General features: G+C 65.9%; 20 protein-coding genes and 1 pseudogene. 6 read left to right on the top strand and 15 right to left on the bottom strand.

The annotated features are described in order from the left end of the window. Positions 1-164 precede the first annotated feature (164 nt). From JQX13_RS42930 to JQX13_RS42920, 3 genes are all read left to right on the top strand, one after another. Positions 165-1,064 (top strand): hypothetical protein, encoded by a 900-nt coding sequence (locus JQX13_RS42930; protein ID WP_203405189.1) that lies wholly within the window; start codon positions 165-167, stop codon positions 1,062-1,064. Between the two features lie 80 nt (positions 1,065-1,144). Next, positions 1,145-2,521, top strand: a complete 1,377-nt coding sequence (locus JQX13_RS42925) for a pyridoxal-phosphate dependent enzyme (RefSeq protein WP_203405188.1) — start codon at positions 1,145-1,147, stop codon at positions 2,519-2,521. 165 nt (positions 2,522-2,686) lie between these two features. Beyond that, positions 2,687-3,943, top strand: coding sequence for a M20/M25/M40 family metallo-hydrolase (locus JQX13_RS42920; protein ID WP_203405187.1), 1,257 nt, complete (start codon positions 2,687-2,689; stop codon positions 3,941-3,943). Between the two features lie 33 nt (positions 3,944-3,976). Here JQX13_RS42920 and JQX13_RS42915 read toward each other — a convergent pair whose 3' ends face one another. Continuing rightward, positions 3,977-4,315 (bottom strand): MmcQ/YjbR family DNA-binding protein, encoded by a 339-nt coding sequence (locus JQX13_RS42915; protein WP_239014198.1) that lies wholly within the window; start codon positions 4,313-4,315, stop codon positions 3,977-3,979. Between the two features lie 86 nt (positions 4,316-4,401). Further along, a complete protein-coding gene (locus JQX13_RS42910) occupies positions 4,402-5,100 on the bottom strand; it encodes an EcsC family protein (protein WP_203405185.1) in 699 nt (232 codons plus the stop codon). A gap of 791 nt (positions 5,101-5,891) precedes the next feature. On the opposite strand from JQX13_RS42910, the gene ltrA reads away from it, so the two are divergent. Next, on the top strand, positions 5,892-7,229 hold the full coding sequence (gene ltrA, locus JQX13_RS42905; RefSeq protein ID WP_203403968.1) for a group II intron reverse transcriptase/maturase: 1,338 nt from the start codon (positions 5,892-5,894) through the stop codon (positions 7,227-7,229). Between the two features lie 84 nt (positions 7,230-7,313). Here ltrA and tnpC read toward each other — a convergent pair. Then, positions 7,314-8,645 (bottom strand): annotated as a pseudogene (tnpC, locus tag JQX13_RS42900) (IS66 family transposase); the annotation flags it as partial. A 748-nt stretch (positions 8,646-9,393) separates the two neighbouring features. Between tnpC and istA the strand changes: the two are divergent. Both istA and istB read left to right on the top strand, forming a co-directional pair. Next, entirely contained in the window at positions 9,394-10,908 is a 1,515-nt protein-coding gene (istA, locus tag JQX13_RS42895) for an IS21 family transposase (protein ID WP_203403355.1), read from the top strand. Then, the gene (gene istB / locus JQX13_RS42890; RefSeq protein WP_203403356.1) at positions 10,889-11,656 is read left to right on the top strand and encodes an IS21-like element helper ATPase IstB; all 768 of its coding nucleotides are present in this window, start codon (positions 10,889-10,891) and stop codon (positions 11,654-11,656) included. The genes istA and istB overlap by 20 nt, the downstream gene beginning before the upstream one ends. Before the next feature lie 3 nt (positions 11,657-11,659). On the opposite strand, the gene zapB is transcribed toward istB, so the two are convergent. From zapB to JQX13_RS42830, 12 genes are all read right to left on the bottom strand, one after another. After that, complete coding sequence (zapB, locus tag JQX13_RS42885; RefSeq protein ID WP_203405184.1) at positions 11,660-11,902, bottom strand: cell division protein ZapB; 243 nt, start codon at positions 11,900-11,902, stop codon at positions 11,660-11,662. A 117-nt stretch (positions 11,903-12,019) separates the two neighbouring features. Continuing rightward, the gene (locus tag JQX13_RS42880) at positions 12,020-12,886 is read right to left on the bottom strand and encodes a hypothetical protein (RefSeq protein WP_203405183.1); all 867 of its coding nucleotides are present in this window, start codon (positions 12,884-12,886) and stop codon (positions 12,020-12,022) included. Positions 12,887-13,033: 147 nt separating this feature from the next. Further along, the gene (locus JQX13_RS42875; RefSeq protein WP_203405182.1) at positions 13,034-13,711 is read right to left on the bottom strand and encodes a hypothetical protein; all 678 of its coding nucleotides are present in this window, start codon (positions 13,709-13,711) and stop codon (positions 13,034-13,036) included. Positions 13,712-13,731: 20 nt separating this feature from the next. After that, entirely contained in the window at positions 13,732-14,376 is a 645-nt protein-coding gene (locus JQX13_RS42870) for a hypothetical protein (protein WP_203405181.1), read from the bottom strand. An 8-nt stretch (positions 14,377-14,384) separates the two neighbouring features. Then, entirely contained in the window at positions 14,385-15,395 is a 1,011-nt protein-coding gene (locus JQX13_RS42865; protein ID WP_203405180.1) for a DUF4150 domain-containing protein, read from the bottom strand. Continuing rightward, positions 15,392-16,426, bottom strand: coding sequence for a beta-ketoacyl synthase N-terminal-like domain-containing protein (locus JQX13_RS42860; RefSeq protein WP_203405179.1), 1,035 nt, complete (start codon positions 16,424-16,426; stop codon positions 15,392-15,394). The genes JQX13_RS42865 and JQX13_RS42860 overlap by 4 nt, the downstream gene beginning before the upstream one ends. A 1-nt stretch (position 16,427) precedes the next feature. Continuing rightward, entirely contained in the window at positions 16,428-17,540 is a 1,113-nt protein-coding gene (locus tag JQX13_RS42855) for a DUF2169 family type VI secretion system accessory protein (protein WP_203405178.1), read from the bottom strand. Beyond that, positions 17,528-18,856 carry a TIGR02270 family protein gene (locus JQX13_RS42850; protein WP_203405177.1) on the bottom strand — a complete coding sequence of 443 codons (1,329 nt, stop codon included), beginning with the start codon at positions 18,854-18,856 and terminating at the stop codon, positions 17,528-17,530. The genes JQX13_RS42855 and JQX13_RS42850 overlap by 13 nt, the downstream gene beginning before the upstream one ends. Before the next feature lie 45 nt (positions 18,857-18,901). After that, positions 18,902-19,366 (bottom strand): DUF6484 domain-containing protein, encoded by a 465-nt coding sequence (locus tag JQX13_RS42845; protein WP_203405176.1) that lies wholly within the window; start codon positions 19,364-19,366, stop codon positions 18,902-18,904. Positions 19,367-20,060: 694 nt separating this feature from the next. Beyond that, positions 20,061-21,455, bottom strand: a complete 1,395-nt coding sequence (locus JQX13_RS42840) for an ISAs1 family transposase (protein ID WP_203405175.1) — start codon at positions 21,453-21,455, stop codon at positions 20,061-20,063. Between the two features lie 353 nt (positions 21,456-21,808). Then, positions 21,809-22,567, bottom strand: coding sequence for a DUF6602 domain-containing protein (locus JQX13_RS42835; RefSeq protein WP_203405174.1), 759 nt, complete (start codon positions 22,565-22,567; stop codon positions 21,809-21,811). A gap of 234 nt (positions 22,568-22,801) precedes the next feature. Then, positions 22,802-24,376, bottom strand: coding sequence for a sigma-54-dependent Fis family transcriptional regulator (locus tag JQX13_RS42830; RefSeq protein ID WP_203405173.1), 1,575 nt, complete (start codon positions 24,374-24,376; stop codon positions 22,802-22,804). Between the last annotated feature and the right edge of the window lie 5 nt (positions 24,377-24,381).

Below are 24,381 nucleotides of genomic sequence, written 5' to 3'. Positions count from 1 at the left end.
GCTCCTGCCCGAAAGCGGGTGAGCGTCCGGTAGTCCACGGGCGCACGGCCCTGGTGTGCCCTTGCGGCCGCGCGGAGGTGAGCGCACCTTTGCCGGGCTGGGGCCCGTCCCGAAGGAGGCGAAGGAGGGCATGGGCCTGGGTTGGATTTCGGGCAGGGGGAGCCATGGACTTGCGGTGGGCATTTGCCCCTCTGTACGCGGCGGGCCTTGGGGCGCTGGTGATCGCGGCGTTCTCCTTTGGACGCAAGGACGCCCGTACCTTCATGCCTCAATGGCCGCTGGCCTGGTTCGGGCTGCTGACGGTGCTCTTCGCGATTGTCGCGCTGCGTTACCGGGCCGGCCCCTTCACGTGGTTGTCGCCGGGAGCGATGGGCGACGGGGTGGGCTTCGCGCTGTTGGTGGCGGCGGCGGGGCTGGCGGTGGCGGGCTCGAGGGTGCGAGTGCGCGCGGATGCGCTGCGGGCCCAGGCACCTCGGAGCATCGACGAAGGCGTGGCGGCGCTGCGCCAGGGACGCTCGCCGGGGTGGGGTGTGTACCGGGGCCGGCTGGCGTCGAGTGATCAGGTGACGTCGCCGGGCGGCGTGGTGTGTGCCTTCTACGAGGCGGAGCTGCGCGGCGTGATGCCGGATGGGAGCAAGGGGCCCCTGCTGTCGATGGAGCGGGGCTACGCGCCGGTGCTGCAGGTGCGCGGGGAGCATGCGGAGGCCGCGGTGAGCTTCTCGCCGAAGCTGCTGCTGGCGCCGATGCATATCCGCCGCTGCCACATGGGCAAGCCGCTGGCGGAGACGGGGACGGGCGTACCGGCGCAGGGCTCGGTGGTGGAGGAGGCGCTGTCGTACGAGCGGGTGGGAAAGCTCGGCGAGGAGTGCCTGGTGGTGGGGGAGCTGAAGAAGGGGCCGGTGCCGGGGGTCTACGAGCTGCGCGGCAAGCAGGGGGGGCCGGCGATGGTGATCCTGGGCAACGCGGGCGAGGGGACGGGCACGGTGCTGGCGCGCCGGGCATGGAGGATGTTCGCGGTGGCCGGGGGACTCACGGTGGCCGCGGCCTGGGTGCTCGCGGGCTGAACACTCCCCCTCGCCCCCTGGGAGAGGGACGGGGTGAGGGTATCGGGGTCCCGGGTTCGGATCGTGTACCGTGCGTGGCCATGCGCACCGCTCCACTCCCCGTCGATCTCCTTGGCCTCATCGGCAACACCCCCATGGTGAAGGTGACCCAGCTCGACACCGGCCCGTGCGAGCTGTTCCTCAAGCTCGAGAACCACAACCCGGGCGGCTCCATCAAGGATCGCATCGGCCTGTCGATGATCACGGCGGCGGAGCAGTCGGGCCAGCTCGGACCGCACCAGATGCACCTCGTGGAGGCGACGGCGGGCAACACGGGCCTGGGCCTGGCGCTCGTCGCGGCGCAGAAGGGCTACCGGCTCACGCTCGTCATCCCGGACAAGATGAGCCAGGAGAAGGTCCTGCACCTCAAGGCGCTCGGCGCCGAGGTGGTGATGACGCGCTCGGACGTGGAGAAGGGCCACCCGGACTACTACCAGGACATGGCCGAGCGCATCGCCCGTGAGCTGGGGGCCTTCTACGTCAACCAGTTCGCCAACCCGGCGAACCCGCTCGCGCACGAGACCACCACGGGCCCGGAGATCGCCGCCCAGCTCGACCACCGGCTGGACGCGATGGTGTGCGGCGTCGGCTCGGGAGGAACGCTCGCGGGGCTGTCGCGCTACTTCGCCAATGCCATTCCCGGGTGCGAGATGGTGCTCGCGGACCCCGCGGGCTCGGTGCTCGCGGACTACGTGAAGACGGGCACGATGGGCAAGGCGGGCTCCTGGGTCGTCGAGGGCATCGGCGAGGACTTCCTGCCGCCCAACGCGGACCTCTCCCGGGTGAAGAAGGCCTACTCGATTCCCGATGCGGAGAGCCTCGAGACGGCGCGCATGCTGCTCAAGAAGGCGGGGATCCTCGGGGGCTCGTCCACGGGGACGCTCCTGGCGGCGGCGCTGCGCTACTGCCGCGAGCAGACCACGCCCAGGCGCGTGTGCACACTCGTGTGCGACAGCGGCAACAAGTACCTGTCGAAGATGTTCAACGAGTTCTGGATGGCGGATCAGGGCTTCCTGCCGCGCCAGGCCCATGGAGACCTGCGCGACGTCATCACCCGCCGCTACGCGGACCGGGCGGTCGTGACGCTGTCGCCCACGGACGCGCTGCTCGTCGCCTACGCGCGGATGAAGCTCTACGACGTCTCCCAGCTCCCGGTGCTCGAGGGCAACAAGGTGGTGGGGATGATCGACGAGTCGGACCTGCTGCTCGCGGCCATCAACGACGAGACGCGCCTGCGCCTGCCGGTGCGCGACTTCATGTCCACGCGGCTCCAGACCGTGGATGTGCGCACCCCGTTGCCCGAGCTGCTCACGCTGCTCGACAAGGGCTTCGTGCCCATCGTCATGGCGGGGGAGGAGTTCATCGGTCTCATCACCCGCATCGATCTGCTCAACCACCTGCGGCGCAAGCTGCGCTGAGCCACCTGCGAGTTGTTCGAAAGGCCACACCCCAAGTCATTCTCATGCATACGGAAAGTGGAATTGCTTCTTCGAGTGGGGGATAAGCCGCATTCCCAGCGAGACGGGGAATGTCCGTCCCGTGGGAATCCACTCGAGGAAGTACCCACCGCCGAGGAGCACTGTATGGGAACGACGAAGTTCGCCGCAGTTGCGTTGTGGTTGGCGTGCGCCACGCCCGCGTTCGCGGGAACACAGGACAAGGAGGTGTGGATCACCATCGGCACGGACGCGCTGGAGCCGGTGCGTGCCTCGTTCCGGGGGCGGGGACAGGAGCTGGCCGCTCCGGTGCGCGAGAAGGACGGCGTGGCGATGTTGCGCGTGCGCGAGTCCCAGCTGGATCAGCTGGCCGAGGTGATGCACTCCAAGCTCAACCGGTGCGCGGGCTTCATCGCCCATGAAACCGAGGAGCAGGCGCTGACGGCGGTGGAGACCCACAACACCGTGCAGGCCGCCCAGCCCCGGATCAGCTACACCCTCGACAACGCCACGACGGCGAACGCGCTGCTGTCCGGAGTTCAGGAGTCGTACATCCGGAGCACCATCACCTCGCTGTCCACGAAGTGGACCTCGCGCCGCCACAACCTGCAGTCGGGCATCGACGCGGCCAACTGGCTGAAGACCCAGTGGACGACGCTCGCTGGCGGGCGCAGCGACGTCACGGTGTCGCTCTTCACGCACTCCAGCACCGTCACCCCGCAGCCGTCCGTCATCCTCACCATCAAGGGCACCACGCTGCCCAACGAGGTGGTGGTGCTCGGCGGACACCTGGACTCCATCAACGGCAGCGGCTCCTCCTACAGCGCGCCCGGCGCGGACGATGACGCCTCGGGCGTGGCCTCGCTCACCGAGGTCATCCGCGTGGCCATGGCCAAGGGCTACAAGCCGGCGAGGACGGTGAAGTTCATGGCCTACGCCGCCGAGGAGATCGGGCTCAGGGGCTCGGGGGCGATCGCCGCCCAGCACAAGAGCAGCGGCATCAACGTGGTGGGCGTGCTGCAGCTGGACATGACCAACTACCGGGGCTCCAGCTACGACATCGTCCTGGTGTCCGATTACACCAACGCCGCCCAGAACACCTTCCTCACGAACCTCATCAAGCAGTACCTGCCGGGAGTGACCTCGACCACCACGCGCTGCGGCTATGGGTGCTCGGACCACGCCTCCTGGCACAACCAGGGCTATCCGGCCTCCATCCCCTTCGAGGCGCTGATGGGCCAGGACAACCCGTACATCCACACCTCGAACGACACCCTGACGCAGTCGGCCGGGAGCGCGCAGAACTCGGTCAAGTTCGCGAAGCTCGCCGCGGCCTATGTGGCCGAGCTGGCCAAGGGTACGGCCACCAGCCTGCAGCCCGCGGACGCCGACACCGGCCGGTGAGCCGGCGTTGACCTCGAGGGGAGGGGCCCTCGTTCAGGCCCCTTCCTTCCTGGAGGCGAGGAGCCGCTTCGGGGCGAGGCTCCGCCAGGCCGTTTCGAGCAGACCTCTCAGCGGCTCGCGCTGGACGGTCGCGAGCCGCACGAGCATGTACGGATGGTCCTGGTAGTGCTCCGTGATGAAGAAGGTGTCCGGGTCGGCCACCAGGAGGGAGTCGCGCACGAGGAGGTCCACCTTGAGGACGAGCGTCTCACCGTCCTCGTGCATGCGGGCCAGGAGCTTCTTGCCGACCCGGAACGCGGGCGTCCCATACGAGAACCCTTCCTCCACGCCGGGCAGCGCCAGCGCGAGCTCGCGCACCGTGTCGAGGGTCACCGCGCTGCTCCGGCGGGGGCTTCTCCGCACGGGAGATCTGCTGGACTTTCCGCTCATGGGGAAATCATCGCCGGGGCGCTGCTGATTCAGGCTGCTTCGGCTTCGTCGGGTCCCGCTTCCGGCATTTCACGGTCGATGATGAACCACTCCTTGGCTTGTGCTCCCACGTACTTCGTAAGGGCGTAGTTGGCGCTGCTGCCAATGAAGACCCCAACGCCGAATGGCAAGGCCCTTTCCAGTGCCTTTCGTGTGAAAACAATCCCTATGCGCCTGAAGAATGCCTTGACGGCCTGAAGTGCTGCCCCCTTGAGATATTGGCGTAAGAGGCGAACACCCGCTTTTGAGGCGATTTTCACTCCCAGTTCTTCGCCCGCCTTTTCCAATGCACCTCCGGCCGCGATGAGGAAGGTGAGTTCACGAGCGTCTTGCCGGTTGAGATCATAGCCGAATGCTTCGGCAAGGCAGCAGGTCATGTCGACTTGCAGCTTCATGCAAATCGCTGTGTCGGCGAGCCCACCGCCCAATGCGGCAAGTGCTGTTCCCAATCCTGGGATGATGCCAGTAAGGGCCGTTGCCCCTCCAGACATCGCAGAGAGCTTCGCATACCGGGCGATGATCTTGTCGGATACCCGCTCCTGATGCTTGGCTGCGGAGTCATTTGGGTATTTGGACTCGGACTGTTGCCTGTACTTCCGAGAGATCTCTTTGGCGTCTTCTGGGGTAATTGCCCACTTTTCGATGAACTTCAGGAGCGTCGAGCCTTCATCCTTCTCTTCATCCGCCATGTCTGTCCCCCTTCGTTGAATGCAGAGGTGTTCGCAGCATAGCCGTGTTGTCTGAAGGTTGGGGCGTGCCAGGAAGAGGACAGGAGCTCGGTTCGGTGGTCAACAGTCGATCCTTGTCGACGATGCCGCACTCATTGAGCTTCCGGCCCAGCGTGTTGTGGCCGCTCTGAAGCACCTTCGCCGCCGGTAACCGTTCAGTGCGCCAGGCGAAGCCTGGGTGAGGAGGAAACGATGCAGTAGCGACAAGCGGAGTGGAAACCTCACGAGGGACCCAGCAGGTTCAACCCCTGTCCGGTAAAGGAGGCCACCAGCCGGAAGCGAGTCTTGCGTGGTATCGGGGAAACCCGAACTGCGAAGCGTAGACAGCGAGTGCGCGGGCCGCGTGATTGAGCCTCGAAAGTTACACTCGTGCGAGAGCCGACGCCGTTGAACGAGCGGAAGGCAGCACCGTGAGGCCGCGAAGGTCTGGCCCCTCGGTCTCGCCGGGGTCGAAGAGCGGGGCACGTGTACAGAGGGTCCCCCAGGAACCTGGGAGGCCCTGACGACTCCACGTCGGAAGCCGGTTGGGGAAGCCGGTCAACAACCCTGGCCCGTGGGAGGTGGGCGCCCGAGACCCACGGGAGCGAAAGACGGGTGGCGGTGGTACCGCCGCGGCGAAGGAGAACGAAGCCGGGCGGAAGGGTCGTCAGGGAGTCGGAGCGCCTCGTAGTACCGAGGAAGCAGGGGAACGGACCCGTCCGGACCCTGTGGAGGGAAGGGGGCGCCGGAACATGGAGCCGTAGGAGGGAAAGATGGCGGGGACACCGAGCCCTACAACCGTATCAACGAAACTCCAGCGGATAGCGACGTTGGCGAGGCAGGCGCCGGACACGGCGTTCACCACGCTGGCTCACCACATCGACTTGGAGTGGCTACGAGAGGCATATCGGCGCACACGCAAGGACGGTGCAGTCGGAGCGGACGGGCAGACGGCGGAGCAATATGCGGAGAACCTGGAAGTCAACCTCCAGGGGCTTCTCAACCGCGCGAAGTCCGGCCTCTACCGGGCACCGCCCGTCAGGCGTGTGCATATTCCCAAAGGGGATGGGAAGACGACCCGTCCTCTGGGCATCCCGACCTTTGAAGACAAGGTACTGCAAAGGGCGGTGGCCATGGTGCTGGAGGCAGTCTACGAGCAGGACTTCCTGCCCTGCTCGTTCGGCTTCCGCCCAGGGAGAAGTGCGCATCAGGCACTGCAACGCCTCTGGGAGTCGCTGACGAGAACGAGAGGTGGATGGGTCCTCGAGGTGGACATCCGAAAGTTCTTCGACACCCTGGAACATGACCGGCTCCAGCAGCTCGTCCAGCGAAGGGTGCGAGATGGGGTGCTGCTCCGTCTCATCGGGAAATGGCTGAATGCAGGGGTTCTGGACGGGAAGGAAGTAACGCATCCCGACCAGGGGACCCCACAAGGTGGTGTCATCTCGCCCTTGCTGGCGAACATCTACCTCCACGAGGTTCTGGACGTGTGGTTCGAGCGTGAAGTCAAACCGCGCCTGAAGGGTAGCGCGGAACTCATCCGCTATGCGGACGACTTCGTGATATGTTTCACCATTGAGGAAGATGCTCGCCGCGTCATGGCGGTACTCCCCAAGAGGTTCGGGAAGTATGGCCTGACGCTCCACCCGGAAAAGACCCGGTTGGTGGAGTTCCGATCCAACCGCCCCAAGCCTCCACGTGAGGCAGAGGGCGGTCGGAGCTTCGACCTGCTGGGATTCACGCACTACTGGGGAAGATCTCGGCGGGGCGCCTGGGTGGTGAAACGCAAGACAGCCTCCAACCGGTTGAGCCGAGCGCTGAAACAGGTGACGCAATGGTGTCGTCTCAATCGGCACCGGCCGTTAACCGAGCAGCACCGCGTCCTCACGCAGAAGCTACGGGGGCACTATGGGTACTTCGGTATCACCGGGAACTCAAAGGCACTCGTGGCGTTTGCATGGGAGGTACGCAAGAGGTGGCACAAATGGCTATCGCGACGAACGCGGCAGGCTCGGACGACATGGGAGAAGTTCGACCAAATCGTTCGACGCTTTCCGTTACCAAAACCGCGTGTAGTTCATAGCCTCTACCGACGCGCAGCGAATCCATGAACCGAGGAGCCGGATGCGGTAGTTCCGCACGTCCGGATCTGTGGGAGCCCCGGGACGGCAACTCCCGGGGCCACCCGACCCAACTCAGGCGGTGAGAGCGAGCTGAGGTACGGGGGCGGAGGGGAGGAGAGAAGGCCCGCGCAGGCCGCGGCGGTGTGCGGCGAGGGTATCGGTCAGGAATGAGAGCACGTCACGGCCCTGCAGCTTGAGGGTGGTGGTGGCGGTGAAGATGCGCTCCACGAAACGGCTGCCCTCCTCACTCCGCGTGCCGAAGGACGTCTTCCTGTACATGACGGCGTGCCGGATGCAGCGCTCGCCGAAGTTGTTGGTGGGCTCCAGGCCAGGCACATCGACAAACGTCCAGAGGCACTTCTCCCACTTCAGGATTTCCCGGGCCATGCCGGCCGTCTTCTTCTCCGCCCGCCGCGCTGCCTTGCGCAGCAGTTGGCCGACTCTGCGTTCCACACCGCGCATGCGCTTTTCGAAATCCTCGCGTGCCAGGGTGCCGTCGCGCACGCGGTGGTACCACTTGAAGAAGCGGTTGCGCTCGCGCATGAGCTCTCGGCCTATCTTCCCGCCCCTTCCTCCCCTGTCGATGAAGCCCTGGAAGTCGCGTGTGAGGTGAGCCTGGCACAGCTGCCGCAGCCCCGCGTCCACCCACTCGTAGGCGCTCCACCTGTCAGTGGAGAGGAAGCCAGAGAAGTCCGCGCCGAGCAACTGGCGGGCCACCTTGCCGCCGCGGCTTGTGGCGATGTGGAACACCACCACCAGCGCCGTGGCCACCACCCACAGCCAGGCGCGAGCGGCCCGGCCACCCTCTCGTCCCTGCGTGAATCCCGTCTCGTCGGCGTTGACCGCCTCCGAGGCGCGTACGGAGGCAAGGGCTTCGGCCGTCGCTGGCGCGAGCGCCTGCGAGATTTCACCCTCCAGGTTGCTGACGCTGCCCACCGACAACTCCACACCCAGCATGTCCGACAAGGCGTCCTTCACCAGTCTTTTGGACAGGCGGTACTTCCCCACCAGCAACGAGGCGAGCGCCGCGAGCCGGTCGCCGAAGACGCTGCGCGCATGCGCGGGCACCTCCCCTCGAGTCACTACCCCGCAGTCAGGGCACTGCAGTGCATGGCAGCGGTACTCGGTGACAATGGCCGACAGGGGCGGCACCTCCACCACCTGATGCCGCCGGGGCGCGCTGTCCTGCCCCCGCAGCCGTCGCTTGCAACCCCTGCACTCCTGGGGCACCAACTCCACGACGTGCTGCACCTGCTCGGGCGGCAGCAGCGCGCGCTCATGCTTCTTGTGTCCAGGCTGGCCCCCGGGACGCCGGCCCGTGGGCCTCTTGCGCTGGCGCCGGGTGCCGGGTGCATCCGAGGAGGGTGGCTTGGAGGAGTTGCTCGAGTTGAGCCCCAGCTGTTGATGGTCACCAGGAAGCGCGGGTTCCTGGTCATGTGTCGCCGGGGGTTGCCTGACTTCAAGACTACTCCCAGCGATGGGTTCAGCCGAGAAGTTGAGGGGGGGTGAGTGCGTCGGTGAAGTCCACGACCGCGCGCGCCCAGAAAGACGGAAGGCCCACCAGAGGCAACTGGAGGGCCGTCCTGGAGGCGCGCCCTGGTGTGCGAGTCGGGCGGGCCGATGAGCAAGAGGTAGCGCACTCCGGGGCGCGGCGCCAGAAGCAGGCGCGTGCGAGGAGCCCCCGTTGGAGGCGCTGCGCTTCGTGGTGTGCGGCCGGCCCGAGTGTCGGCAGGTGTTCTTCCTCTGCTCCGCGTGCGACCGTGGCCAGCGCTACTGCGGGCCGCCGTGCAGTCGAAGGGCGCGAGCGGAGTCAATGCGCGCTGCTGGTGCGCGCTACCAGCGCACCCGGGACGGACGGCACGCGCATGCCGCGCGGCAGGCGGCCTGGCGGGAGCGGCGGCGAGAGAAAGTGACGCATCAGTCTCCCGCCGCCGTGGCGCCGACAGCCAGTGTGCCTGTCGCGCCAGCCCCGGCCGCCACGCAGGTGGCCGCGGAGCCGAGCGCAGCGAGGCCACTGCCGTATGCACCGCCACCATCCATCCCCGCCTGCACCTCGTGCGGGCGTCAGAGTCCCTTCCTGCGCCACACCACGCTTGCGCGCACCCACGTGGGCCGGCGCTTCAGGGCTGCCCGTCCGCCGTGAGGTGGGCCCATGATTTCCCCCGAGCTCGCCGCCCGCATCCGCCGACTGCACTTCGCCGAGCACTGGAAGGTGGGCACCATCTGCTCCGAGCTGGGCGTGCACCACGACACCGTCCGGCGCGCCCTGACGCTCGAGCGCGTCAGCGGCACGGGGGTGAAGTCCGTCAGGCCCACGCTGCTGGATGCCTACAAGGACTTCATCCAAGCCACCCTGGAGGCCCACCCACGCCTCACCGCCATGCGCCTCTTCCACATGGTGAAGGCGCGCGGCTACGTGGGTGGCCCGCTCCAGGTGCGCCGTTACGTGCGCACGGTGCGTCCCACCTCTCGCGCCGAGGCCTTCCTGCGCCGCAGCACGCTTCCGGGCGAGGAGGCCCAGGTGGATTGGGGGCACTTCGGCACGCTGCCCGTGGGTAACACGCGCCGCCCTCTGTGCTGCTTCGTCCTGGTGCTGGGCCACAGCCGCGCCCTCTACGCGCGCTTCTTCCTCGACATGACGCTGGAGAGCTTCCTCAAAGGCCACGTGCTGGCCTTCCAGGCGCTGGGGGGCGTGCCGCGCGCGCTGCTGTACGACAACTTGAAGTCCGTGGTGCTCGAGCGCGCCGGCGACGCCATCCGCTTCCACCCGCGCCTGCTGGAATTGGCCGGCCACTACCACTTCGCCCCCAAGCCCTGTGCCCCCTACCGCGGCAACGAGAAGGGCAAGGTGGAACGCACCATCCGCTACCTGCGCGACTCCTTCTTCGCCGCGCGCACCTTCAGCGGCGTGGATGACCTCAACGCGCAAGCGGCGCGGTGGGCGGCCGAGGTGGCCCACGCGCGCCACTTGCCCGGCGACGTCACCGGGCGCACCGTCGCCACGGCCCTCGAGGAGGAACGCCCGCGGCTGCTGCCCCTGCCCGCACACCCGTTTCCCACGGACGTGGTGCGCCCCGTCGCCTCTGGCAAGACGCCCTACGTGCGCTTTGACTCCAACGACTACTCCATTCCACACACCCTGGTGAAGAAGCCCCTCACCCTGGTGGCCTCCGAGACACGCGTACGCGTGCTGGACGGCTCCGAGGAGGTGGCCTCCCACCCGCGCTCCTTCGAGAAGGGCCGCACTCTGGAGCAGCCCGGCCACCTCGCCGCCCTCGCCGACGCCAAGGCCCGCGCGCACGAGCTGCGCGGCCGAGACTTGCTGCGCGCCTCCTGCCCGCAGGCAGAGGGCTTCCTCGCGGCCCTCGCCCAGCGCGACCTCTCGCTGTCACACCACACTGCTCAATTGCTGAAGTTACTGGAGCTCCACGGCGCACGCGCCCTGGATGAGGCCCTCGCCGAGGCCCTGCGCAAGGGGGCGGTGAGCGCCCCCGCCGTGGCCCACCTCCTGGACCAGCGCGCTCGCCGCCAGCGTCAACCTCCACCACTCAGCGTGGTGCTGCCGGATGACCCGCGCATCGCCGCCTCACGTACCCGCCCCCACTCCCTCGCCGACTACGACCGCCTCCTCGACAAGGACTCCACCGATGACGACTCCGCTCGCTGACCGCCTCGCCTCCCTCGGGCTGCACGCCACCTCCCAGGGCCTCGCCGACCTCATCGCCCGCGCCACGAAGGCCAGGTGGGGCGCCACCGAGCTGCTGGAGCACCTCGCCGACGAGGAGCACAAGGAGCGCGGCCGCAGAAGTCTCGAGCGGCGCCTGTCTCGCAGCCGCCTTGGCCGCTTCAAGCCCATGGCGGACTACGACTGGGGATGGCCCAAGAAGATTGACCGCGAGGCCATCGAGTCCGCCTTGCGCCTGGATTTCCTGGAGCGCACGCGCAACGTCGTCATAGTGGCCCCTCAGGGACTGGGCAAGACGATGATTGCGCAGAACATCGCCCACCAGGCCGTCCTCAAGGGGCACTCCGCTCTCTTCGTCACCGCCTCCCAGTTGCTGCTCGACCTGGGCGCTCAGGACACCAGCCGCGCACTGGACCGCCGCCTGCGCCACTACACCAGCCGCACGAGCCTGCTCGTCATCGACGAGATGGGCTACCTCGCCTACGACGCGCGCAACGCGGACCTCCTCTTTCAAGTCGTGGCGCGCAGGTATGAACAACGCTCGTTGGTGATGACCACGAATCTGGCGTTTTCGGACTGGCCGACCATCTTTCCCAACGCCGCGTGTGCCACCGCTCTGATTGACCGCGTCATCCACCACGCGGACGTCCTCGCTATTGAAGGCGAGAGCTACCGCCGCCGCGAGGCCGAGGAGGCCGCGACGACCAGGAAGGCGAAGTCCAAGCGCTGAGCCTCACCTCGGACCGGGAGGCCGGACCCCGGGCACACCTCCGGCTTCCCGGTCCAAATTTCCGCGCTTCCTCGTGAACGCCAACACCAGCCGCTCCTCAAGCTGTCGATTCTCCTCGCGCAGCTTCGCATTCTCCTCGCGCAGCTTCGCATTCTCTTCCTCCAGCTGCGCGATACGCTCCAGCGCTGCTTCCAGCCTCTTCTCCAGCTGCGCTATCTGCACGTCTCGGGCATCCACCTGCACCATGCCCTGGCTACACCACGCCAGACGTCCTCTTGTCCAGCACCACGTCTCCGGTCACCTCGTGCCCGGCTCCTCTTCAACCAGGCCAAGGCGGTGAACGGTTACAGACGCGACAGCCCCTCACCGGCTGATGGAAAGGCCTCCTCCCACTGCGACACGCGTCACGTCCCGTACTGCCGGGGCACACCTCGTGAGAATGCGCTTCCACCCATTCCTCGCCGCCGCGGCCTCACGGACGAGCTCCACCACCTCGGCCACCGACACGCGCTCGTCGGCCGGCGCCGCGCAGGCCGCATACTCCTCGGCGAGCGCCATGCGCTCTCGGGGGCTGCGGCCGGCCTCGAGGATGCGGCTGTACGCCTCGCACGCGTAGGCGAAGGTTTCGCGCTTCCGGAAGTCGATATCGAGGAGCCACTCGCGCCTGCGCGTCCCGGGCAGCCCCACCGTGCGGCGCTTGCAGTTGTGGAAGACGTGGGCCGCCTCGTGGACGAGGAAGTCGGCGAAGGGGGACTCCTCTTCGAAGTAGGCGAGGGAGACGTAGCACGTGGTGTGCTCGCTGAGGCCGAGGAGGCGGGGCGCGTCCTCTCCCAGCAGCTCGGCGCCGACGCTGAGGAGGTACAGGTTGGCCAAGTCCCAGGCGGTGCTCAGCCAGGACGACTCCGCCAGCACCTGGGACATGTTGGCCGGGGTGAGAAAGACGACGGAGCGCTCCAGGACGGCGAGGACGGCCTCCTGCTCCGCGCGAGGGAAGAGGCCGCGCACCATGGGCTCCACCTTGCGGCGGGTGAGGGCGACGACGTCGAGGCCTTGGAGCTTCTCCGGAACGTCGAGGCCCGCGGTGCGCCGCTGCACCTCCATGACGAGGGCCTGGCGGAGCTCACCGTGGGCCCGCCTCTCCCTTTCGAGGACGTCGCCCGGCCAGGCCGTGCAGTGGACGTCGTAGTCGCCGGTGCGGAGGAAATGCTCAACCTCGCTGGGAATGCTCATGATCGGCTGAAGTCCGGCCCAGCGTAGGGATGGCGGCAAGGGGGACTGCGGCCGGCGAGGAGAACGCCGGCCGGCCCGCATTCGAGGGAACTGTCGAGTCCTCTCCTCATGAGGCCTACACGAAGAGCATGCGTAGACAGAGTTGGGCTACGGCAGTTCGTACGGAACTCCGTCGAAGTAAAGCTTCCGCATGTCACTAGGAGAGCGAAGGAATGGATTCGCCTTGTAGTCCAGCTTCTTCAAAAACGCCCCGATGAGCGCAGGCGCCATTTCGAGCCTGAAATCGAAGTCCGGGTCGAGAGCTTCGCGAGGCACTGGCTCTCCGCGAGTGTCCTGTGGATTCAGTGGGTACAGGCGCTCCAGTCGAGCCACAATGCGCTCGTGCCACTCATGAAATGGCGTCGGGTCAGTCAAGACGTGGGCTGCCAAGCTGGCCAGAGACAGCGCGCCGATGTCAGGATGGTCATCGTTCTCAACGCGGACAATGGTGTCCACCAGAAGCATCACTGCGACCGCAAGCGGCTTGCGGTCAGGTCCTTGCCATTCCTCCCCGCCCGGCTCCAGGTAGTAATTAGCGTATCGCGCATCGACGACCACAGCCCATGCGGCTTCAGCATAGTCATCCAGAAGAGGGGCTTCCGACACGAGCTTGAACCGGTGGAATATCCACTCTGCACAGGAGATTGCGAGCGCAAGGATGGCTCGTTGCGAAAGCTTCTCCAGCCGAGCACGAGCCGCCCTATCGAGCGGCGTGTACACCTTTTCGTACTGCTGGTCATCCCACCTGAACCGCAGAGTCCGGTCCTGGATGCCTGCTCGCTGCATATAGGGTTGCGCAGGGAGTGTCATGGAATTGCAGAGGAGATGAGATATGGATTTCCGGACGATGCGACCTTCCGAATGCGTTGAGCAATCAAATCTCGGGCCTGCTCTGGCTTGAAGTCGAAATCCGGATCAAGCGCCTCACGCGGGACTGGGTCGCCCATTCCATCGCCCGCATAGTAGGTCCCAAGGCGACCTATCGCAGAGTCGAGCCACTTCATGAAAGGTTTCCGGTCAGGCAGCACGTGGAGCGCCATGAAATGGAGATAGACTGCCCATTCAGCGGGGTATCCGCCTTCGCTTGCCATCTCAAGAGCCTCCTTGAGAGTGCGAATTGTTACAAAAAGCGGGTTTCGAACAGGCCCCGTCCAGTCCTTTATCTTGGCTCCGTGCTTGATGTTGATGTAATTCCAGTCAGAAAGCCCTACCCATGCCGCCTCAACGTAACGGAACGGCATCGGGTCATCCGAGAGCGCGCTGAATCTGTAAACAACCCATTCGGCGCAGCCGATGCAGAGTGCGGCCATTCCACGTGAAGTGGTGACGCCGATTCGTTTGGCGAGTCGCGCGTCTTCCAGGAAAACGTTCGTTTCATCGTCCCATTCAAAACTGATGGGCGCCGAAGGGGAGACTGCGTTTCGAATATAGTTCGGAAAATCAAGAGTCATGCGAGTCGCTAGCCTTGGAATTCTGGGAATTCATCACACCAGTCCGGCGTCTTGGCCTTCCCGGTATCGTCGCAGAGTTCAATTTCGAGCCCCTTGTTCATTGCGGCACAGATGATGCGCCGACACTCCGGGCATGCCTTGCACGACATGGAGCCCTTTGCTTTTTGATGCCACTGAATGCGCAGGCGTGCCTTCCCCTTGGGATTGCCGTTTGTTGCGGCAAAGATGTCTTCAATGATTCGAGCCTCCGTGTGACTCGAGAAGGGCATGTTTGATGTCTTCTTGTATTTAAATCCAGGAATATTTGACTCGTAGGACGTGATAACTCTCTTTCGGGTGGCGATTTCTGAATACTGGAGCGTCCCAACACCCTGAGCCCAACCGTCTTTGTCGACCTGTCGGCTAAAGGCTCGCATGTTGTATCTGGTCGAATCGCCCGAATTGAAGTATTGGGCGGTAGTAAGCGTGGTGGCCTCCTCCAGCTGTCCCTCGCTGGGGCCGTTGCTCGGGTCGGCGGTCTTCCGGAGTTCCCCATTCTCGGCTTGCAGCTCATTGCAAGACTTTTCAGGCGCTTCGCCACCGCCGAGGAACATGCTGCCGGTATTGAGGGTGATAGCACCGTTCGTCGGGTTCTGGTGGTTGTGTGTCGTCAGGTCCATGTGGCGGACGATGTTCTGCCCCTCCACCTTGACGTCGAAGGACCAGGCCGCGAACTTCGTCTTCCCCGTAATGGTGTGACTGACGACGCCACCGCCAAAGTTGCGCGTGGCGGCCTCGTCGCCTTTGCTCGTCTTGTAGACGGACTGGTTCTTGAGCCCCACTTCCTTCCCATTCACGAAGACCGTCTTGCTGCCATCGCCCGTGTCCGACGACTGCGCGGTGTTGGGGTAGGGAATGGGAATGGGGCCGGCGGGCGGGCCTGGTGGGGAGAGGCACACGTCCGGCATGGCGGCCACTGACTTGTTGCCCGAGGCCTTGCCGGAGATTTCACGCCCGTTGGCGTACACCTTCGTGCTCATCGCGGACTGCTCCTCTCCTCGTACTTCATCACCAGCGCCGCCCTTTCGCCTTCGTCACTTCCAAAATGACACAGGGCCACCTCGCCGGGCGCGTAGCGTTTCTGGCCGGCATGGAGGGCCCAGGCAAGGGCGCAGGGGCCAATGGCGGCGCCCACCTCACCCACGTACTCGATGGGGTGCCACAAGTCGAAGGGGACGTCCTTCGGCTTGCGTTGCAGACGCGCGGCGACGAAGGCCGCCTCCTTGAATTTGTAGTGCTCGCCATTCAAGTCGGTGATGCGCCAGGCCACGTCGAAGAGGGTGAGGCCCGCCGCCTTGAGGGCATGCTTGACGGCTACTGTCAGCCCGTCGCCTCGGAGTGGTTCCTCGGAATGGATGGTGGCCTTCTCCTGTGCCATGCCAAGGCCCATCAGGCGCAACTCGGCCCCCGGTTGGCGGCCTGCGGGCACCACCAGCACCGCTCCACCAGCCTCGCCAGGGATGAAGCCGTTGGAGTTGTCCGGGGCGAGCACGCGCCTGCGGCGGGCGTACTCCTTCACCGTCTTGGGATTCAGCAAGCTGTCCACCCCGGCGATGATGCAGCAGGCCACTCGCTGCGTGGAGAGAATGCGCTGGGCGTCCTGGAGCGCCAATGCAACGGAGGCCTGTCCACGCGCTATTACCCGGGAGGCAGGGTGGAAGCGAAGTTCCAGGCGACTCTCTACCTCCGCCACCAGGAACTGCTCCAACCCTTCCGTCCTGAAGGGACGCGAGGGCTCCGCGACGCAAAGAAGGAGGGGGACGCTGTCCGCGGGCGCAGGAGCTGCAGCCTCCAGGCACTCACCAATGGCCGGGGCCACCAGCTCCGCCAGATTGCCGAGCCCCTCCCACCATTGCGGCAACGCCACCTTGGCCGCTTTGAGGTACTTCCCCGAAGGGGCATGCCACAGCTGGGACTCCTTCACGCCGCTGAGACCGGCGCGAATGGCGGCCAGTGAAGCAGGGGCGTTGAAGCCGACGGCCGTCACCAGGCCAGACGCCTTGATGGCCACGCTAACCATCGCGGCCCGCCTTCCGCGCGCCCCGCGCTCGCGCGAGAGCATCGAGGTTGGGGTAGTACGTCTTGCCAACGGCGTGCGCGCGCAGCCAGCCGCGGGAGCGCCCTCCCACCACCACCTGCTTCATCTCGAAGGCATCCCGCCGCAAGGGCCACGTGAGGCGCCACGTGAGAAGGAGGCGCTCGGCATCAGGCTCCACCAGCACGGTGTCCAGCGTTGCGTCCACCTGCTTCGCCGGGCCCTGGTGGGGGATGAAGGCCACAGGCACCTGGAGGCGTGGAAGGCGGAAGCGCAACGTCCCACGGGCGCAGAGGTTGATGAGGGTGACGGTTTCTCCTCCGCGCGGGTAGGGCACCTGCTGGTCCTCGGGGGCGGCCTGGAAGTACCTGTCGTCGAAGTCCTTGGGGAAGAAGGGGAGTCCCTCACTCAGCCATTGTTCGTCGTAGGTGCCCGCGTAGGCGGCACGAGGCTGCCAATTGCGGCCCAGAGCACCGAAGGCCATGGGCCGGTATGGGCCGCGTGGGGAAGTGACTGGCGTGCGAATCTCCTCCGTATCGGGCATGGGGACGCCGTCCACCTCTTCGAGGTGGTGCCGGAAGCCCCGCCCCACGGGGTTGGGGAGGAAGGCCTTGTGCCTGGAGACGTCCTTCTGGCTGGTGTCCACTCCGCCGAAGGCATTGTCGTAGCTGATGGGCAGGGAGGTGAAGGGTTGTGCCTCCGACGGACGCGGGCCTGCCACCAGGCCCTTCCGCCAGACACGTGGGCCATGCACCGCGAAGGCCTTCGTCATGCCCCCCAGGGAGAAGGAGACGGGCACCACCTTGGCGGGCTTGCCGCCGGGCGCCCATGCATTCCCGTTGAGGAGCACGTCGCACCGGGGTTTCCGGTGGGCGAAGTCGGCCTCATGCAGCGGCGCGGAGAAACCCGGCTCCCCGGTGAAGGTGTCAGCCTCTACCAGTGGAACCTGCTCGGGTGCGAGTGAGGCTTCTTCCTCACTCGCTGGCAGGCTGAAGGTGCCCTTCGCCACCACCACCAGCACCTCCCTCCCGTCTGGCTGGAAGCCCACCGTCCACCCAGCCGCCAGGGGCGTCTCATTCACGAAGTCCATGTGGCCAGCCTCCGTGCCTGGGCGGCGCCTGGCGCTCGTACTTCGAAGAGAGGCGCCTGAGGCTTGCGCAGTCCCCATTCCAGCGCTGCGGCCGCACGCTGCCGCTGCGTGCCCTGCCGCAACACGTCTCGCAGGTGGGTGTCCGAAATGGGCTTCCCCGCCAGGTAACGTGTGCCCCGCTGGAAGTCGCGCTGGTGCTGGTGCCACCACGCGGCCACCTTCTCCGCATCGGGCCAGGGCAGGTCCTCCGACTCCTTCGCGGCCGCTTCATCCTCCACGGCCACTTCTTCCCGCGGAGCCTCGCCGTCGAGGTTGTCCCACGCCAGGTCGACGCCGGTGAGCAGGGTGAAGGCCTCGCCCGCTTCACGCGCGACGGCTGGTTCTGACATCCACGCCAGCAAATCTCCCACGTGCTCGACGTCACCCAGCACGCCCGCGGCAATGGCCGCGAGCCGGCGGGTGTGAGGCGCTTCACGGAGCCTCGCATACCAGGCCTGGGCCTGGGCCGGCTGCATGCAGCGCAAGGCCGTGGAAAGGGCGCGCCTGGAGAGAGGGCCCGCTGAATCGCCAAAGGCCTGCAGCAACGAGAGGGTGGGCCCCGTGCGCTGCCCAAGGCGTACCAGCGTCCATGCGGCGGCGAAGCGGCACGCCTCGTCCCCGTGCGTCAGCGCGCGCTGCACTTTCGGCAGCAAGTCCGTTCGCGCCAGCAGCCCCACGGCTTCCAGCGCACAGGCCCGCACGGGTGCGGCCTCGTCGCCGAGGGCCGGGCCTAAGTGCGGCCCCAAGTCCCAGCGCTGCGCGGCGGCACCGGCGACGCCGAGACGGCGCACCTCCGGGGCCCTCTCCTCCAACAAGGCCTCCAGCACGGGGACGGCGTCCGCAAACGACAGCCAGCCCAGGGCGGACACCCAGGCGCGCTCCCACTCGCGGGTCTCAAGCGCCAACTTCACCACCGTGCCAATACGACTGCCGTCGCGGCTCTCGCATGCCACCACCCCCGCCGCGAACACCTCTCCGGGCCCTGGTACGTCCAGGGCCGCCACGCACTTCTCCCACCCCTTCTCGCCCGCGGTCCTCAATCCATCCAGGTGCGCCTCCAACCTCCCATCCAGCCGGACGAGGTCCTTCAGTCGGTAGTGGGGGGCATCCACGGCCCGGGCTCGCTGCGTCCAGAGGAAGGCGGCCTCCCCGGCATGCAGCGCCACCATCTCCTCGTTGCAGAGGGCCGAAATCTCTCGCGGCGCGAAACCTCTCCAGCGCCGCAGGGGCATGCTGCCCCCCTCCGGGTGGAGTCCCCCTTGCCGAATGCTGCTCACGTGTTGCCTCGTCGTATCCTGGCCCGTCGTGCGCGAGAGGCGCTCTCAGCCAATGTCCACCGTACCGCCCTTGATGCGATTGAGGCCCTCGGCGCATGTCTCGACGTAGGTGCCCTTGAGGAAGACTCGCCCGTCCTGCATCAGTCGCAGGCTGGCTTTCCCCACGCGCAGCGTGACGCCGTCCTCGTCTTCGAGGACCTCCAGGCGGGTGCCGCCGGCGCCATGCAGGCGACGGGGCACGTCCCCCTGTCGTGTCTCGTGTGAAAGGCCGACGATGACGGGACGGCGAATGTCGCCGTCCTGGAAGCGCAGTTGCACGCGCTGGCGCGACGTAACGGCCGCTTCAAGCGCGGCTCCTGCCATGGGCACCGTGGTGAGAGCGACCCGAGGGCCCGCTGGGTTCCCCTCGAAGTCGACCACCGGCCTGCCTTCTCCATCCGTCCCCGCGACATAGCCCTCGCGTGCGTCCCATACCTGCTCCGCACCGTGCTGCTCTTCGGTCTTCGTCATGCTGCGTGTCCCCCGACCAGGCGTACCTTCCGGCGTTTGGTGCCATGAGGCACATGTACATGGCCCCACGGTGCTCCGCGTACCTCTGAAGCCCAGGTCCAATGCCGACGCCGTGCACTCAGGTCAGCAGGTTTCAGGTCAGCCCGTCAATCCCCTTCGCTCGCGCCCCACTGCAAATGTGGGGGGATGGCAGACTACCTTGAGGCATGTCGAGCACACACTCAACCTGGCAGGTCCTCAGGGAGCGCCTGCAACCGGAATGCACTGAGGGAGTTGCGGCGAGCAGATGGGAAGAGAGGTTGTCGGTAGGTTGGCACACCCCCTGCTCTCCGTCTTGGGCCATGGACATGACGAAGCGGAGGGCGCTCGCGAAGCGCCTGGGGCGGGTAGAGGCGGAGCTGCAGGCGGCGTACGCGGGGCTGGACGGGAGTGCCGAATCCCGGATGCGCCTGGCACGGGCGAAGGCGGCGTGGCGTGCGGCGGAGTCAGCTGCGATGGCTGCACTGGGAGTCAGCGATGCGCTGGCGCTCACGGAGTGCCAGCTCACGGATGGCATGGTGAGTGCCGCAGAGCGCCTGCCTTCGGAGACGTACGCCTCGGGTGGACTCAGCCCGGGAGAGCAGGGTAGCCAGGGGTGTGGTTCTCACGCTGAGCACGCCCCGAGGAAGCCTCGAGTACCCTCTCGGAGAGCAGCCTACCTGCCCTTTAAGCGGGTGTTGCGTAAGCATTCGGAGTCACGATGGAATTTCGATTTCCCGGGCAGTAGGCAGGATTGATCCAAAGTCCGTAGGAGAGGTTTTGAAGAGGCGGAGAGCAAGTCCAGACATTCACAGGCAAAGAGGGAGCATCCCTCCGGACGGCGCCCGAAAGAGGGGCGCCGTGGAAGGACAGGAGTGAAGGTACACAGGCCGAACAGCCAGGGGAGAAGAGGCGCGGGAAGGCCGGAGCGGGAGCAGCTGGCGGGCGCGCAGGCAAGTGTGGCCAGACTCTCGGGCAGCACGGCCAGACCCAACAGGCCCTGGTAGAGCACCTCCATGGTGCGTGCGAAGCTTTGGGGCCGTTTGTCGCGAGTCGGCAGGTGCGTGCGCACCAGGGCCAGCAGGTTGTAGGCCAGCAAACGCAGCCAGCTGAGCACCAGGGGTGCATTGCCTCGCAGGCTGGGCGAGGCGCTGTCCTCCTCCAGCACCACGTCCGCTGTCCAGTTGGGCCCGTTCTCAATCCCCCAGTGCCGGCGTACCAACGTCAGCATCCGCTCCGGGGACAGTTGCCCTGTGGGAATGGAGGTGAGGAACAGCCGCGTCTCCACCTTCGGCAGCTCGCCGTCTCTGGTTCGCGTCTGCCTCACCCATACCCATTGCTGGGCGCCGGGAAAGTCCTCCTCTGGCGGCTTGTCCACCACCCTCAACTCCCTCTCCACCCACTCCCCCTTCGCCCTCTCGCGCACTCGCACCTTCACTGGCGCCACCGCCAGCGCCACCCACGCCTTGTCATGCAGCCGGTGGAAGTTCTCCTTGAGCGCCATCAGGTAGTGCTTGCCCGCCTCCCTCACCACCCGCGCATTGGCCGCGCTCGTCATTCCCGCGTCCACCGTCACGTACTCGAAGTGGCGCCCGAACTTCTCCACCACCCGCTTGAATAGCTCGGGGAACGCCGTCGCCTCTCCCTGCTTGCCTTCCAGCAACTTCTGGTCGAGCACCGGCTGGGCCGTGCTGCTGGTGAGACTGGCGCGCAGTGCGTACGGGTACCAGTACTCCCGTCCCTGCTCATCCTTCGTCGTGTGGCTCGGCTCGCACGGCGCCTGCCCCGGCGTGCTCTCCCCCGCCTTCCCGTCGATGCTGACGACGCCACGGGCGAAGAGCTCATGGCGTATCAACCCCTTGTCCAACCCACGCCGCACCAGCTGCTCCACCTCCTGCTCCAACCCCTCTGGCTCCAACTTCCCCAGCAGTCTGTCCAACGTCGTGTCGGACACCGGCCGCTTCAGCCCCTCGGGTGCCGTGCCTTCGCGCAGCATGTCCTCCCCCAGCGCCTCGGCATGCCTCAACACCCGCCGCCCCACCGCCAGCGCCTGCACCAGCAGCATCAACATCGCCGCCAGCGGGTGCCTCTGTCCCCGGCGTGCTCTCGGGTCCTTTACTCCCTTGAATGTCAGCCCCAGGCTCGCCATCATCCTCTGCACGCGGGAGGGGGTTTCCTGCTCGTCCTTCTTCCCCTTCCCGTTTCCCGCTTGGGGTGTGGAGGGCCCGCCAGTCCTCCCGCCCCGGTTTTTCTTCCCACTCATCCTTCTTCTCCCCGGACCTGTCCGGCCCGTCTCCGGCTCTGTGCTGGCGCTCCCCCTCTCGCGATCAGCCCGCGGCTGCTCGCCTCCGGTGGGCGCCTGTAGGCGGGACTATACTTCAGCCGTAGGCCCGGGTGGGATGACCTCTCCCGTGGGACTTTGAATCAAGCCTGGGCAGTGCTCAGTACGAGAGCCACACCCCTTGCTGCTGTGGTCAAGAATAGAAAGAGTAGTAGCAAATTGTCCGTCGCGGTATCTGCAAAGACCCATTTGGCATCGGGATGCTGTGTGCGTTTATCGTCTCTGATAAACCCAAAGGGGACGTTGTCGTAGTACATGAATCCTTTCCCGAGAACGATGACGCCATCGAGCGCAGTACTTGCTGTGGATACTCTGGCAATGGGGTCAGTCGGTAGCGCCGTGTCGGGGATGCCGTGTCTCCGATAGGTTGGACCGACCCATCCATGAACAGTCGAGATCGATGCGGGACCGTCGTATGCCACGATGAAACTGAGGATGTCTGGCGGGATATAGCCAGAACTAAAGCTCCGAATTGTATTGCGTTTTAGTGACTTCAGATAGTGTGCTGTTTTGGCGGATTGTTCAAATCCAGCCTGATCCAGAATGGACTTCACTTCGATTGTAGCAACTACAGACTCCGCAAGAAACCCGTGGATACCTCCCCCAAAAGAAAGGCGAGGGTATTCTCTTTTATATAATACTATATCAATCTGTGGGCGCGGCTGCCCAGGCTGGGAATTGGCATCGATGATTTCTCCGCTGCCGATGGCCAATCGCTCGCTCAGGTGATTCTGGAGATACTCGCGAACAAAAGTTTCGCGCGGGGTACCTTTATGAATCGAGTGACCAGTCGATGCTGGAATTCTACCGCTTGCGATTAAATGTCTCTCCATTTCTGCCATGTGTGTTCGAAGCATTGGTGTTTTCTTTTCGGAGTCTTGCGTTGAGAGTCTATCTTGCTGCGCGATGCCTGGATGCCGTCCATGGAACCACAGGAGCCTTCGTCTTTCTCTTCTTTCTCTTCGTCCTCCATTTATAACCCCTCGTTAAATGCCGAGGTGTTCGCAGCATAGCCGTGTTGTCCAATGCTGGGGCGTGTCTGGATGAGAACCGGGACTCGGTTCGATGGCGAACAATCATCCCTCGTCCGCGATACCGTACTCCTTGAGCTTCCGGCCCAGCGTGTTGCGGCCGATCTGCAACACCTTCGCCGCCGCTGTCCGGTTTCCCTTCACCGAGTCCAGCACTCTCAAGATGTGCCGCTTCTCCACCTCGGCGAGCGGTAGCAGCTCGCCCGTGGGGCCCTCGGGTATCGCCGTGTCTCCGCTCTGCGCCGGGGCGGGTGTCGTGCCCACCACCTTCGGCAACGGCAGGTGCTCCTCGAGGATCTCCCCCTCGCTCAACACCACCGCGCTCTCGATGCAGTTCTCCAGCTCTCGCACGTTGCCCGGCCACCGGTAGCGCTTCAGCCGCTCCAGCGCTCCCGCGCTCAGCTTCGGCAACGGCAGACGGTGCCGCTTCGCCGCCGCCGCGATGAAGTGCGACGTCAGCCGCTCGATGTCCTCTCCACCGCGCTCCCTCAGCGGCGGCAGCACCAGCTCCACCACCTTGATGCGGTAGTACAGATCCTCCCGGAACTTCCCCTCCGCCACCATCCTCGTCAGATCCCGGTTCGTCGCCGCCACGATCCGCACGTCCACCTTCAGCGTCTGCGTGCCGCCCACCCGCTCGAACTCACGGTCCTGCAGCACCCGCAGCAGCTTGCCCTGCACCGGCAGCGGCAACTCTCCAATCTCGTCGATGAACACCGTGCCGCCATCCGCCGCCTCGAACTTGCCCGGCACCCGGTGGTCCGCCCCCGTGAAGGCTCCCTTCTCGTGCCCGAACAGCTCGTTCTCGATCAGCGTCGCCGGCAGCGCCGCGCAGTCCACCTTCACGAATGGCTTGTCCCGCCTCGGACCGTTGACGTGCACCGCCCTGGCGAACAGCTCCTTGCCGCACCCGCTCTCGCCCCGCAGCAGCACCGTCGCGTCCGTGGGCGCCGCCTTCTGGATGAGCCGGTAGATGACCTTGAGCGGCTCGGACTCGCCGATGATCCGGTTGAAGAAGTAGCCCACCGGCGCGTGCGGCTGATCCTTCGCGCGCTGGAGCTCCTGGTACAGGCTCGTGCTCTGCAACGCCTGGCTCACCTGCGCCGCGATGGCCATCAGCCGCTCCACGTCGTCGTCCGTGAAGCGTCCACCCCCGCGCCGGTTGAGCACCTGCAACACACCGTAGAGCGCTCCGCCCGCGTCTCGCAGCGGCACCGCGAGGATCGTCGACGTGCGGTAGCCCGTCATTCGATCGATGTCCGCGAAGAAGCGGCTCTCACCCCTCGGGTCCGGCATGTTGACGGGCTCGCCGTGCTCGGCCACGTAGCCGGCCACGCCCTGTCCCAGCTTCACCCGGATCTGCGAGACCTCCGGCAGGTGCGCCGCGCGCGAGAACAGCTCGCCCCGCGCCGGATCCAACAACCACAGCGTGCCCCGATCCGCCTGCATCGTCACCGCGATGCGATCCATCAACGTCTGCAGGAACGCATCGAGCTCGACCTCGCGTCCGACGAGCCCGCCGATGGGCAGCAGCACCTGACTGACATCCGAGGAAGTAGCCATGAAGGGCAGGGGAGGAAGCGTGAAGTCCGGGGGAAGACTATCGCAGTGTGGGCCCATACGCC

Origin of the sequence: Archangium violaceum, assembly GCF_016859125.1 — a bacterium.
In the GTDB taxonomy this organism is placed as follows: Bacteria; Myxococcota; Myxococcia; order Myxococcales; family Myxococcaceae; genus Archangium; species Archangium violaceum_A.
Note: the sequence above shows the minus strand (reverse complement) of the source record. Positions and strands in the feature narration are given on the sequence as shown.